Genomic DNA, 13,022 nt, shown 5'->3' on the forward strand with positions numbered 1-13,022 from the left:
ACCATCCAGAACGACATCCTCAAGGAGTTCATGGTCCGCAACACCTACATCTACCCGCCGCGGCAGTCGATGCGGATCGTCTCGGACATCTTCGCCTTCACCTCACAACACATGCCGAGGTTCAACAGCATCTCCGTCTCCGGCTACCACATGCAGGAGGCTGGGGCGACCGCCGATCTCGAGCTGGCCTACACGCTGGCGGACGGTGTCGAATACATTCGGGCAGGGCTCGCCGCGGGGCTGGACATCGACGCGTTCGCGCCGCGGATCTCGTTCTTCTGGGCCGTGGGCATGAACTTCTTCATGGAGGTGGCCAAGCTCCGGGCGGCGCGGCTGCTGTGGGCCAAGCTGGTCAAGCAGTTCTCGCCGAAATCCCCGAAGTCGCTGTCGCTGCGCACGCACTGCCAGACGTCGGGCTGGTCGCTGACCGCGCAGGACGTCTACAACAACGTGATCCGCACCTGCGTCGAGGCCATGGCGGCCACCCAGGGGCACACGCAGTCGTTGCACACCAACGCGTTGGACGAGGCGCTGGCACTGCCCTCGGATTTCTCCGCACGGATCGCCCGCAACACGCAACTGCTGCTGCAGCAGGAGTCCGGCACCACGAAGGTGATCGACCCGTGGGGTGGCAGCGCGTTCGTCGAGCGGCTGACCTACGAGCTGGCCCGGCGCGCCTGGGGGCACATCGAAGAGGTGGAGAAGGCCGGTGGCATGGCGAAGGCCATCGACGCCGGAATCCCCAAGCTGCGCATCGAGGAGGCCGCCGCGCGCACCCAGGCGCGGATCGACTCCGGGCGCCAGCCGGTCATCGGGGTGAACAAGTACCGGGTGGCGCGGGACGAGCCGCTCGAGGTGCTCAAGGTTGACAACGCCGGGGTGCGCGCCCAGCAACTCGAGAAACTGCGGCGCCTGCGGGAAGAGCGCGATGGCGCTGCGGTGGAGCGCGCACTGGAGGCATTGGGTAAGGGCGCCAACGGTACCGAGAATCTGCTGGCACTGGCCATTGACGCGGCGCGGGCGAAGGCCACGGTCGGCGAGATCTCGGACGCGCTCGCCTCCGTGTGGGGCCGGCATTCGGCGCAGATCCGTACCATCTCCGGTGTGTACTCCGAGGAGGTCGGCGCGGCGTCCAATGTGGAGTCGACGCGGAAGAACGTCGAGGCGTTCGCCGAGGCGGAGGGCCGGCGCCCGCGCCTCCTGGTCGCCAAGATGGGGCAGGACGGCCACGACCGCGGCCAGAAGGTGATCGCCTCCGCGTTCGCCGACCTCGGGTTCGACGTCGATGTCGGGCCGCTGTTCCAGACGCCGGCCGAGGTCGCGCGCCAGGCCGTCGAGGCCGACGTGCACGTCGTCGGCGTCAACTCGCTGGCCGCCGGGCACCTCACGCTGGTGCCGGCGCTGCGCGACGAGCTGGCCGCGCTCGGCCGGCCGGACATCATGATCGTGGTCGGCGGCGTCATCCCGCCCCGTGACCACGAGGAGCTGCACGCGGCCGGCGCTGCCGCGATCTTCGGTCCCGGCACGGTGATCGCCGACGCGGCCGCCGACCTGCTGCGCAAGCTCGCCGAAACACACGGGCACGCGCTCTAGATGGCGCCGCCCCTGGACCTCGCCGAGTACGTCAAGGGTGTGCTCGCCGCCGACTGCGGCGTCCTGTCCCGGGCCATCACGCTGGTCGAGTCACGCCGCCCGGACCATCGCGAGCTGGCGCAGCGACTTCTGGTGGAGCTGCTGCCGCACTCCGGCGGGGCGCACCGGGTCGGCATCACCGGAGTGCCCGGCGTCGGCAAGTCCACCTTCATCGACGCGCTGGGCGGCACGCTCACCGCGGCCGGGCACCACGTCGCCGTGCTCGCCGTCGACCCGTCGTCCACCCGGACCGGCGGCTCGATCCTCGGCGACAAGACCCGGATGGCCCGGCTGTCCACCGACCCCAACGCGTTCATCCGGCCGTCGCCGACCTCCGGCACGCTCGGCGGCGTCGCCAAGGCCACCCGCGAGACGATCGTGCTGATGGAGGCCGCCGGGTACGACACCGTGCTGGTCGAGACCGTTGGCGTCGGACAGTCCGAGGTCGCGGTGGCCAACATGGTCGACTGCTTCCTGCTGCTCACCCTGGCCCGCACCGGTGACCAGCTGCAGGGCATCAAGAAGGGGGTGCTGGAGCTCGCCGACGTGATCGCGGTGAACAAGGCCGACGGCGAGCACGAGCTGGCCGCGCGGAAGGCGGCGCGCGAGCTGGCCGGGGCGCTGCGACTGCTGCGTTCACCCGAGGGGGTGACGTGGACACCACCCGTCCTGACCTGCAGCGGGCTGTCCGGGGCCGGTCTCGACGCGGTGTGGGCCGAGGTCGTGCGGCACCACGAGGTGCTGTCCGAGTCCGGTGAGCTGGAGGCCAAGCGGCGTGACCAGCAGGTGGACTGGACCTGGACCATGGTGCGGGAGACGCTGCTCGCGCGGCTGCACGAGCATCCCGGGGTGCGCGAGCTGGCGCCGGTCCTGGAACGGGACGTGCGGGAGGGCCGGCTCACCGCGACCCTGGCCGCGGAACGCATCCTCGAGATGTTCGCGGATGGCCGGATCCCCCAGTAGTGTGAACCCCATGCGGCGCGTCCTCCGCCTCCTGCTTGCCGGCATGTTCGCCCTGCTCGTGCTGGTGCCGGCCGAACCGGCCGCCGCGGCGGCCTCCGGTGGTTCCGGCGTCGTGGTGCTCGAGCAGCCGGCCAATCCGAGCGCGCCTCCGGGGCCGAACCTCACTCCGCAGCAGCAACCACCGGACAAGACGAAGCAGAAGCTGGTCATCGGCGTGCTCGCGGCAATTCTGCTGGTGATCGTGTTCCTCGGGCGCAACGCCCGGAACAAGCGCCTGAAGAAGGCGGGGAGCGCGACCTCCAAGTAGCGCGGTCGTCGATCGTGATCGATTAGCCAGGCCGAAGCCGCTGGGCCGTTCGGCGCACTTCCCATACCGGCGATCCGATTGCCGACGGAAACTCGTTCGGGGCTCTACCGTCAATGGTGCACGATTTGCCGATAGACACCACTTGTGGGAGCTCCGCAGATGAACCGCTCAGGAGGGATAGCGTGACCGTGCTGGACTCGCGGTCCGGTAAACCCGAGCCAGATGTCGACCCTGACCCCGCTGTGCTCCTCACCTCCGAGGGCGTGAGGATGCCCAGTGTGGAGGACATCGGCGCGGGGCGGGGGCCGTCCTGGCTGGACGAGTGGCTGGCGCGCAACGCGGCCGACGTGATCGCCTGGTACCGGCACATTCATGCCTATCCCGAGCTTTCCCGCTGCGAGTACAACACCACCGAGCTGATCGCCGGCCTGCTGGCCGGGGTGGGGCTGCGGCCGCGGCTGATGCCGGCCGGCACCGGTCTGGTCTGCGACATCGGCTCCGGCGGGCGGTGCGTGGCGCTGCGCGCGGACATGGACGCGCTGCCGCTCACCGAGCTGACCGGGCTGCCGTACGCCTCGACCGTGGTCGGCGCCTGCCACGCCTGCGGGCACGATGCGCACACTGCGATGCTGGCCGCCGCGGGCCTTGCCCTGGCCTCGGCCCCCGAACTGCCCGGACGGGTCCGGTTGATCTTCCAGCCGGCCGAGGAGGTCATGCCCGGCGGTGCGCTCGACGTGATCGACGCGGGCGGCGTCGACGGCGTGGACGCGATCTTCGGCCTGCACTGCGACCCGCGGGTCGAGGTCGGCCGGGTCGGCACCCGGGTCGGTGCCATCACCTCCGCCACGGATCTGCTCGAACTCCAGCTCACCTCGCCCGGCGGGCACACCTCGCGCCCGCACCTGACCGCCGACCTCGTGCACGCCCTGGGCACCGTGATCACCGGCCTGCCCGCGCTGCTGTCCCGCCGCATCGACCCGCGCTCCGGCACCGTGCTGGTCTGGGGCGCCGTGCACGCCGGCGAGGCCCCCAACGCCGTGCCCCAGGACGGTGTCCTGCGCGGCACCCTGCGCACCGGCGACCACGAAGTCTGGGAGGACCTCGAGCCCCTGGTGGCCGGCCTCGTCCAGTCCCTCGTCGCCCCCACCGGCGTCGGCTTCAAGCTGCACCACCAGCGCGGCGTCCCCCCGGTGATGAACGACCGCGACTGCACCCAGGTCCTCCGCGCCGGCGTCGAAGCCGCCCTCGGCGAAGACGCCCTGGCTGGCACGAAACAATCGTCCGGCGGCGAGGACTTCGGCTGGTACCTCGAACACGTCCCCGGCTCCTTCGCCCGCCTCGGCGTCTGGTCCGGCGACGGCCCCATCCCCGACCTCCACCAACCCACCTTCCGCCTCGACGAGCGTGCCCTCCTCGTCGGCGTCCGCGTGTTGACCCACACTGCGTTGGCGGCTCTGGCCTAACCCCGCGAGTCGTACGCTCCAGCAACCGAGTCGTACTCAGCAGCACGCGAGCCGTACTGTCAGGCAACCGAGTCGGATCGCCGGGCAACGAACCCGCGGCGGGCGAATGCATCCCGCACCGCCGCGGTCACCCGCACGGGGTTACGCAGGTCCTCCGCCGAGGCGCGGATGATCATCCATCCCCGCTTGCGCAGGTCGGCTTCGCGTGCCGCGTCGGCCTCGACGCGCTCGGCATGTGCCGCGTGACCGTCGTACTCCAGGCCGATCATCGGTTCCGGCCACGCGAAATCCAGCCGGTAGCGCTCCCGCCCTGCGATGTCGCACACGGAGAACTGTGGCTCCGGCACCGGAAAGCCGGCGTCGAACAACTCCAGTAGGAGCCGGCTCTCCGCCGGAGACTCCGGCACACCGCTGGCCAGATCGAGCAGAACCGCCGCCCGGCACTGGCCACGCGGGTCCGGCCGCTCCCGGATTCGGTGATCCACTTCGGCCTTGAACTCCGCCCTGAGCTCCGCGTTCAGGCCGGCCATCGCCTGGTCCGCGCAGGACAGTGCGAGCGCCCGCGGACCCGTGCACAGCAGGTCGGCGATGACCACTTCCAACGCGAGAACGCGCAGATCATTGCGCTCGACCACGTCGTGCGGGTCGAACCTGCCCTGGTGCACGACAAGGTCAGCGCGGCGGTGCACCTGCCGCTCGTAGCCGGCGACCAGGTGGATCGTGCCCGAGTCGGCGGCCGAGCAGCCGTGCAGGAGCGCGGCCGTGTGGCTGGTGAGTACGGCCTTCGGGCCGGCGAGCAGCAGGCCGGCCGCGGCCCGTGTCGGGAACTCGAGCATGCGCCGGCGATCGACGAGCACGTGCCGGGCATACCGCACGAGTTGATCGGTGCGGATCAGCTGGCGGACCGCGGGGAGGCCGATGGCGTCGATCAGCTCGGCGCGGAGATAGGCACCATGCAGGCCGGCCGGCAGTTGCTGGAGAGTACGACTCGGTTGCCTGACAGTACGACTCGGTTGCTGGACGGTACGACTCGCGTGCTGGAGCGTACGACTCGCGGGGTTGTGGGTCATGCGGCGTAGTGGCGGGCGGCGAAGAGGGCGCGGAGGCCGCGGGCCAGGCGAGCGGGGTCGCGGAGGTCGGCGGCGGTGGCGTGGACGACGGTCCAGCCGCGGCGGCGGAGGTTGGCGTCCCGGGCGGCGTCCCGGGACTGAGCCTCGCCGTCGTATTCGAGGGCGACGCGGGGTTCTTCCCAGGCGAAGTCGAGGCGGTAGCGCTCGCGGCCGGCGATGTCGCGGATGCTGTGCTGGAGCATGGGAATCGGCAGGCCGGCGTCGTGGAGGGCGAGGAGCATCTGGCTCTCGGCTGGGGACTCGGGCAGGCCGGTGGCGAGGCTGAGGAGGACCTCACCGCGGCGTGGACCAAGGAGATCGGTGCGCTGGCGGAGACGGCGCGCCACGTCGGCCCGGAACCCTTCGCGGAAGGGCCGGTCGAGCGCGGCGAAGGCCTGGTCGGCGCAGGCGAGGGCGACCGGGCGGTGCACCGTGCAGAGCAGCTCCGCGATCACGATCTCGAGGCTCAGGGTGCGCAGGCCGTCGAGCTCGAGCACGTCCTCGTCGGAGAAGGAGCCGAGCCGCAGCTTGATTTCCGGACGTGGCGCCACTGAACGGGAGCCGTCGTGGAGCACGTGGATGGTCGCGGCGTCGGCTGCCGAGCAGCCGAAGAGCAGTGCGGCGGTGTGACTGGTGAGCACCGATCGCGGGCCGACGAACAGCAGCGCCGCCGCGGCCCGGGTCAGCAGCGCGAACTGGCGTCTGCGGTCGATGAGCACGTTGTGGGAGTAGCGCGCCAGCACACCGTCACGGAGCAGCCGGCGCACCTCGGGCAGGCCAAGGAGGCTGACCAGCTCGGAGCGGCGGAACGCTCCGTGCAGGCCTTCGGGCAGGTCGGTCATGCGTCCACGGTGCCGCACGCCAAGCCCGAGAGAAGTCCTCAACAGCCAGGTTGTGGATAACCCGGATCGATGTGGATAACTACGGGCCGATGCCGTGGCAGGGGCGGGTGCGGAGGGCGGAGACGTAGTCGGCGGGGGCGCCGGCGGCTTCGGCGGCGTCGGCCATGACGCCGAGATAGCGGGCGGAGGGGAGGCCGCCCTCGTAGGCGTCGAGGACATAGAGCCAGGCGAGGACGGAGCCTTCCAGGGTCTGCACCCGGAGGCGGATCTTGCTGTGCAGGCCGAGCTCGCTGCCCTCCCAGCGGTCCAGGCGGTCCTCGTCTTCGCGGGTGACGTCGTAGAGGACCACGAACACCTGCCCGTCGCCGTCCTCGACGAGCGTGGCGAGCGCGCCCTCCCAGCCGAGGTCCTCCCCGCCGAAGGTGAGGCGCCAGCCCACGAGCCAGCCGGTACCCGCCATCGGCGAGTGCGGCGCTCGCTCCATCATCTGACCCGGATCCATGTTGGACCCATACGCGGCGTAGAGCGGCACGGGCGACAGCGTAGCGATAGGCGCGCCCAGGTGACGGACAAGCAAGCCGCGTGGCCCGCGTACGGTTGCCACGGGAGCCTAATCGTTGCAGGAGGAGGGACCAGTGACCCGGATCGTGATCATGGGTGGGGGGCCGGCCGGCTACGAGGCCGCGCTGGTCGCGGCCCAGCACGGCGCCGACGTCACCGTCGTGGAGCGTGACGGCCTCGGCGGCGCCTGCGTGCTCACCGACTGCGTGCCGTCCAAGACGTTCATCGCGTCCGCCGGCGCCCGCTCGGCCTTCCACAACGCCGACGAGCTGGGCATCCGCACCGACGACAAGGCGATCGGCGTCGACCTGCCGGTGGTCCACGAACGGGTGAAGGGGCTCGCCCTGGCCCAGTCCGCGGACGTCCGCAACCGGGTGCTCCGCGAGGGCATCCGGGTGATCAACGGCGCCGCCCGGTTCTGCGACGAGCAGCCCGGCCTGGCGCTGCACCGGATCCGGGCCACGACGAGGGACGGCGAAACCGAGGTGCTCCCGGCGGACGTGGTGCTGATCGCCACCGGGGCCACCCCGCGGGTGCTGCCCGGCGCGGTGCCCGACGGCGAGCGGATCCTGGACTGGCGCCAGATCTACGAGCTGCCCGAGCTGCCCGAGCACCTGGTCGTGGTCGGCTCCGGGGTGACCGGCGCCGAGTTCGCCTCCGCCTACACCGAGATGGGCGTCAAGGTCACGCTGATCTCCAGCCGGGACCGGGTGCTGCCGCACGAGGACGCCGACGCCGCCGCGGTGCTGGAGGACGTGTTCGCCGAGCGCGGCACCACCGTGGCCAAGTACTCGCGGGCCGACCGGGTCGAGCGGACCGCCGCGGGCGTGACCGTGCATGTGGAGGGCGGTGGCACGGTGCACGCCAGCCATGCGCTGATGACGGTCGGCTCGGTGCCCAACACCACGGACATCGGGCTGGACAAGGTCGGCATCGAGCCCGGGCCGGGCGGGTTCGTCTCGGTCGACCGGGTCTCCCGGACCAGCGTGCCGGGCGTGTACGCGGCCGGCGACTGCACCGGCCTGCTGATGCTGGCGAGCGTCGCGGCCATGCAGGGCCGGATCGCGATGTGGCACGCGCTCGGCGAGGGCGTCGCGCCGATCAAGCTGAAGACCGTGGCGGCCAACGTGTTCACCCACCCGGAGATCGCCACGGTGGGCATCAGCCAGCAGGCCATCGACGCCGGCCAGGTCCCCGCGCGGACGATCATGCTGCCGCTGGCCACCAACGCCCGGGCGAAGATGGAGGGCCTGCGCCGCGGCTTCGTGAAGCTGTTCTGCCGCCCGGCCACCGGCGTGGTGATCGGCGGCGTCGTGGTCGCCCCGACCGCGAGCGAGCTGATCCTGCCGATCGCCCTCGCCGTGCAGAACCAGCTCACCGTCGAGCACCTGGCCCTGACGTTCGCCGTCTACCCGTCGGTCTCCGGCTCCATCACCGAAGCCGGCCGCCAGCTCATGCGCCACGACGACCTCGACTGAGCCGGGCAACCCGACCGCGCCACCGCGCGTACATCGCATGACCGAGAGGACGTGTCATGCGAAGACAATTCACCGAAGCACTGGTCGCAACGGCCGCGCTGCTGCTGCCGGCGACCGCCCACGTCGACGGTGACCACCAGCGGGGCATCTTCTACCGGCTGCACGAGCTCAGGCCGGGCGACGGCATCGACATCGCCCGCGCGGCCGGCGGCACCGCCCACGTCGAAGTGTCCACAGTGGACCGAGTAGCCAAGGCGGCGTTCCCCACCGAAACGGTGTACGGCGACAACATCATCGTCTACGCCGTGCTCCGCTGAGGAAATGCAGGCTAGTCGTCGTGCTCGACCCAGTCGAACGTTCGGGTGACCGCCTTCTTCCATTGTTTGTAGTACTTCTCCCGGGTGGCGTCGTCCATCGCCGGGTCCCATTCCTTGTCCTTGGCCCAGTTGTTGCGGATGTCGTCCTCGCCCTGCCAGAAACCGACGGCGAGACCCGCGGCGTAGGCGGCACCGAGGGCGGTGGTCTCCGCGACCACCGGGCGGATCACCGGGACGCCCAGGATGTCGGCCTGGAACTGCATGAGCAGCTCGTTGCCGACCATGCCGCCGTCCACCTTCAACGAGGTGAGCGCCACGCCGGAGTCGGCGTTCATCGCGTCGATCACCTCGCGGGTCTGGTACGCCGTGGCCTCGAGCACGGCGCGGGCCAGGTGGCCTTTGTTGACGTAGCGGGTCAGGCCGACGATGCCGCCGCGGGCGTCGGACCGCCAGTACGGCGCGAACAGGCCGGAGAACGCCGGCACGAAGTAGGCGCCGCCGTTGTCCTCGACCGTCCGGGCCAGGTCCTCGATCTCCGGCGCGGAGCCGATCATGCCGAGGTTGTCCCGGATCCATTGCACCAGCGAGCCGGTGACGGCGATCGAGCCCTCCAGCGCGTACACCGTGTCCTGCGAGCCGATCTTGTAGCAGACCGTGGTGAGCAGGCCGTTCTTGCTCATCACCTGTTCGGTTCCGGTGTTCAGCAGCACGAAGTTGCCGGTGCCGTAAGTGTTCTTGGCCTCGCCGGGGGACAGGCACGCCTGGCCGAACGTGGCCGCCTGCTGGTCGCCGAGGATGCCGGCGATCGGCACGCCGGCCAGCACGCCGCGCTCGCGGACCCGGCCGTACTCCTCCGAGGACGAGCGGATCTCCGGCAGCATCGACAGCGGGACGCCGATCTCCGCGGCGATGTCCGGGTTCCACGCCAGCGTGTCGAGGTTCATCAGCAGGGTGCGGGAGGCGTTGGTCGGGTCGGTGACGTGCACGCCGCCGTCCGGCCCGCCGGTCATGTTCCACAGCACCCAGGTGTCCATGTTGCCGAACAGCAGCTCGCCGGCCTCGGCCCGGGCCCGCGCACCCTCGACGTTGTCCAGGATCCAGCGGATCTTGGGGCCGGAGAAGTAGGTGGCGATGGGCAGGCCGGTCTTGTCCCGGTAGCGCTCCTGGCCGCCGCCGAGCGCGCCGAGCTCGTTGCAGATCCGGTCGGTGCGGGTGTCCTGCCAGACAATGGCGTTGTAGACCGGTTTCCCGGTGCTGCGGTCCCATACCACCGCGGTCTCCCGCTGGTTGGTGATGCCGACGGCGACGACATCGTCGGCGTGCAGGTCGGCCTTGGCCAGCGCGCCTGCGGTCACCTCGCGGGTGTTGGTCCAGACCTCTTCGGGATCGTGCTCGACCCAGCCGGCCTTGGGGAAGATCTGCTCGTGTTCCTTCTGGTCCACCGCAACGACTTCACCGGAGTGACTGAAGATCATGCAGCGGGTGGACGTGGTGCCCTGGTCGATCGCGGCGACGTAGCTGGTCATCGGGGTGCGCCTCTTTTCGAGTTGAACGCGGCCGGAGTCAGGACGGGAGCGCCTGGTTCAGCAGTCCGGCGAGCACCCCACCGACGATAGGCCCGACCACCGGAACCCACGAGTAGTCCCAGTCCGGCTTGCCCTTGCCCGGAATCGGCAACACGGCGTAGGCGATGCGCGGGCCGAGGTCACGTGCGGGGTTGATGGCGTACCCGGTCGGGCCACCGAGCGAGTTACCGATGCCGACCACGACGAAGGCCACCGCCGCGTAGCCGAGCCCGGCGTTCGCCGTTCCGGTGCGGAGAATCCAGAACAGCAGCACGAACGTGCCGATGATCTCGGTGACCAGGTTCCACGGGTAGTTCGGCACGGTCGGCCCGGTGGAGAAGATGCCCCGGGTGTGGGCGTTGTCGTCGTGCGTGTCGAACTGCAGCTTGTAGGCCGCCCAGCAGAGCACCGCGCCGATGAACGCGCCGACCAGCTGGCCGAGCAGGTACGCCGGGGCCATTGCCCAGCCGGTCGCGGACTTCCCGGAGGCGAGCAGGCCGAGCGTGACGGCCGGGTTGATGTGGCCGCCGGACGGGTTCGCGATGGTCGCGCCGATCAGCACCGCGAAACCCCAGCCGAAGTTGATGAGCAGCCAGCCGCCGCCGCTGCCGAGGGTTTTCTTGAGCACGACGTTCGCCACGACACCGCAACCCATCAGGGTCAACCCGGCGGTACCCAGGAGCTCCCAGAGGAAGATCTCGCCAAAGTTCATGATCGGCCTCCCGCGAGGTGGAGGGCAGGCGGCGAGGAGCCCCTGGCGGGCTGGCAGCGGCGCCTACCCAGAGCGATCTTCGGAAACTACGGGACCAAGGTCAACCTGTCCATGCCCCACGACGGGGGTGGCTTGATTTGACCCAAATGGACTCTTTCTGGGCACGCGGGGTAAGTGGGAGTGGCGGTAGCGTTGGACAGGTCAACACGGGAGGCGGTACGTGGCCAACAGGAAGGCTGATACGCCGGCCGGCAGCACGTCCGACACGTTCGGTGGCCGGCTCGGCCCGGCACAGCGCGAGGAAGCCTGGCGTCGCCTGGGTTCGGAGACGTTCGACGTCGTGGTGATCGGTGGCGGCGTGGTCGGCGTCGGCACCGCGCTGGACGCGGCCACCCGGGGCCTGCGGGTTGCTCTGGTGGAGGCACGCGACCTGGCGTCCGGCACGTCCAGCCGCTCCAGCAAGCTGTTCCACGGCGGCCTGCGCTACCTCGAGCAGCTCGAGTTCGGTCTGGTGCGCGAGGCGTTGCGCGAGCGCGAGCTGATGCTCACCCGGCTCGCCCCGCACCTGGTGAAGCCGGTGAGCTTCCTGTACCCGCTGTCGCACCGGCTCTGGGAGCGGCCGTACACCGCGGCCGGGCTGTTCCTGTACGACTCCATGGGCGGCGCGCGCTCGGTGCCCGGCCAGAAGCACCTGACCCGGGCCGGCGCGCTGCGGATGGTGCCGGCGCTGCGGCGCGACGCGCTGGTCGGCGGCATCCGGTACTTCGACGCACAGGCCGACGACGCTCGGCACACCATGACCGTGGCCCGCACGGCCGCCCACTACGGCGCGGTGGTGCGCACGTCCACCCAGGTCGTCGGCATGGTCCGGGAGTCCGACCGGGTGTCCGGGGTGCGGGTCCGGGACGTGGAGGACGGCCGGGAGACCGAGGTCCGGGCCAACGTCGTGATCAACTGCACCGGCGTGTGGACCGACGAGCTGCAGCGGCTGGCCGGCAGCCGCGGCCGGTTCCGGGTGCGGGCCAGCAAGGGCGTGCACATCGTGGTGCCGCGGGACCGGATCGTCTCCGAGTCCGGGATCATCCTGCGCACCGAGAAGTCCGTGCTGTTCGTGATCCCGTGGCGCAACCACTGGATCGTGGGCACCACCGACACCGACTGGAACCTCGACCTGGCGCATCCTTCGGCCACCGAGGCCGACATCGACTACCTCCTCGAGCACGTCAACTCGGTGCTCGCCACTCCGCTCACCAAGGACGACATCGAGGGCGTGTACGCGGGGTTGCGGCCGCTGCTGGCCGGGGAGAGCGAGGAGACCTCGAAGCTGTCCCGGGAGCACGCGGTGGCCCGGGTCGCGCCGGGGCTGGTGGCGATCGCCGGCGGGAAGTACACCACGTACCGGGTGATGGCCGCGGACGCGGTGGACGCCGCGGCGGTGGACGTGCCCGGGCGGTTGCAGCCGTCGATCACCGACAAGGTGCCGCTGCTCGGCGCGGACGGCTACCACGCGCTGGTCAACCAGGCCGAGTGGCTCGGTGCGCAGCACGGCCTGCACCCGTACCGGGTCCGGCACCTGCTCGACCGGTACGGCTCGCTGGTGCACGAGGTGCTCGCGGTCGCCGACGGGCGGCCGGACCTGCTCCGCCCGCTCCCCGCCGCGCCGGACTACCTCCGGGTGGAGGTGGTCTACGCGGCCAGCCACGAGGGCGCGCTGCACCTGGAGGACGTGCTGGCCCGGCGCACCCGGACCTCGATCGAGTACCCGCACCGCGGCGTGGACTGCGCCGCCGACGTCGCCGACCTCATGGGCGACGTGCTCGGCTGGGACGCCGCCGCCCGCGACCGGGAGATCAAGGTCTACCAAGCCCGCGTCGAGGCCGAGCGCGACTCCCAGACCCAACCCGACGACCAGGCCGCCGACGCCCGCCGCTCCGCCGCCCCCGAAGCCCGGCCGGAGATCATCGAGCCTGTCAGCTAGCCCTGCCGTGTTGGCCGCTGGCGTCGCTGTGTTTGCCTCTCACATCGCCGTGTTTGCCGTGTGCGGTGCGGAATTGCCGCGATGCGCCAATTCGA

12 protein-coding genes are annotated in these 13,022 nt (G+C 70.8%); 7 read left to right on the top strand and 5 right to left on the bottom strand.

Going from position 1 to position 13,022, the window contains the following annotated elements; translation table 11 throughout:
• The 4 genes from scpA to VGR06_RS05780 all read left to right on the top strand — a co-directional run.
• Positions 1-1,593: methylmalonyl-CoA mutase (gene scpA, locus VGR06_RS05765; protein WP_327557908.1), on the top strand; the 1,593-nt coding region annotated here is incomplete at its 5' end.
• Positions 1,594-2,595, top strand: a complete 1,002-nt coding sequence (gene meaB / locus VGR06_RS05770) for a methylmalonyl Co-A mutase-associated GTPase MeaB (protein ID WP_327557909.1) — start codon at positions 1,594-1,596, stop codon at positions 2,593-2,595. It abuts the gene before it with no gap.
• Positions 2,596-2,605: 10 nt separating this feature from the next.
• Positions 2,606-2,902: a hypothetical protein gene (locus VGR06_RS05775; protein WP_327557910.1), complete on the top strand. Its 297-nt coding sequence runs from the start codon at positions 2,606-2,608 to the stop codon at positions 2,900-2,902.
• 182 nt (positions 2,903-3,084) lie between these two features.
• Positions 3,085-4,365, top strand: a complete 1,281-nt coding sequence (locus tag VGR06_RS05780; protein ID WP_414637158.1) for an amidohydrolase — start codon at positions 3,085-3,087, stop codon at positions 4,363-4,365.
• Positions 4,366-4,424: 59 nt separating this feature from the next.
• Here the strand turns inward: VGR06_RS05780 and VGR06_RS05785 are convergent, their stop codons facing one another.
• The 3 genes from VGR06_RS05785 to VGR06_RS05795 form a co-directional block, all read right to left on the bottom strand.
• Positions 4,425-5,435, bottom strand: coding sequence for an endonuclease domain-containing protein (locus tag VGR06_RS05785; protein ID WP_327557911.1), 1,011 nt, complete (start codon positions 5,433-5,435; stop codon positions 4,425-4,427).
• Entirely contained in the window at positions 5,432-6,316 is an 885-nt protein-coding gene (locus tag VGR06_RS05790) for a hypothetical protein (protein ID WP_327557912.1), read from the bottom strand. The genes VGR06_RS05785 and VGR06_RS05790 overlap by 4 nt, the downstream gene beginning before the upstream one ends.
• Positions 6,317-6,395: 79 nt before the next feature.
• Positions 6,396-6,848: a gamma-glutamylcyclotransferase gene (locus VGR06_RS05795; RefSeq protein ID WP_327557913.1), complete on the bottom strand. Its 453-nt coding sequence runs from the start codon at positions 6,846-6,848 to the stop codon at positions 6,396-6,398.
• Positions 6,849-6,951: 103 nt separating this feature from the next.
• Here VGR06_RS05795 and VGR06_RS05800 point away from each other — a divergent pair, with 103 nt between their 5' ends.
• Positions 6,952-8,355, top strand: a complete 1,404-nt coding sequence (locus VGR06_RS05800) for an NAD(P)H-quinone dehydrogenase (RefSeq protein WP_327557914.1) — start codon at positions 6,952-6,954, stop codon at positions 8,353-8,355.
• Between the two features lie 56 nt (positions 8,356-8,411).
• A complete protein-coding gene (locus VGR06_RS05805) occupies positions 8,412-8,672 on the top strand; it encodes a hypothetical protein (protein WP_327557915.1) in 261 nt (86 codons plus the stop codon).
• Between the two features lie 11 nt (positions 8,673-8,683).
• Here the strand turns inward: VGR06_RS05805 and glpK are convergent, their stop codons facing one another.
• Together glpK and VGR06_RS05815 are read right to left on the bottom strand one after the other, a co-directional pair.
• The gene (gene glpK, locus VGR06_RS05810; RefSeq protein WP_327557916.1) at positions 8,684-10,198 is read right to left on the bottom strand and encodes a glycerol kinase GlpK; all 1,515 of its coding nucleotides are present in this window, start codon (positions 10,196-10,198) and stop codon (positions 8,684-8,686) included.
• A gap of 37 nt (positions 10,199-10,235) precedes the next feature.
• Positions 10,236-10,949 carry an MIP/aquaporin family protein gene (locus VGR06_RS05815; RefSeq protein WP_327557917.1) on the bottom strand — a complete coding sequence of 238 codons (714 nt, stop codon included), beginning with the start codon at positions 10,947-10,949 and terminating at the stop codon, positions 10,236-10,238.
• A gap of 220 nt (positions 10,950-11,169) precedes the next feature.
• Between VGR06_RS05815 and glpD the strand changes: the two genes are divergently transcribed.
• Positions 11,170-12,927: a glycerol-3-phosphate dehydrogenase gene (gene glpD, locus VGR06_RS05820; RefSeq protein ID WP_327557918.1), complete on the top strand. Its 1,758-nt coding sequence runs from the start codon at positions 11,170-11,172 to the stop codon at positions 12,925-12,927.
• The last annotated feature ends 95 nt before the right edge of the window (positions 12,928-13,022 follow it).

This window comes from Actinophytocola sp., from assembly GCF_036002505.1.
Classification (GTDB): Bacteria; Actinomycetota; Actinomycetes; order Mycobacteriales; family Pseudonocardiaceae; genus DASYTH01.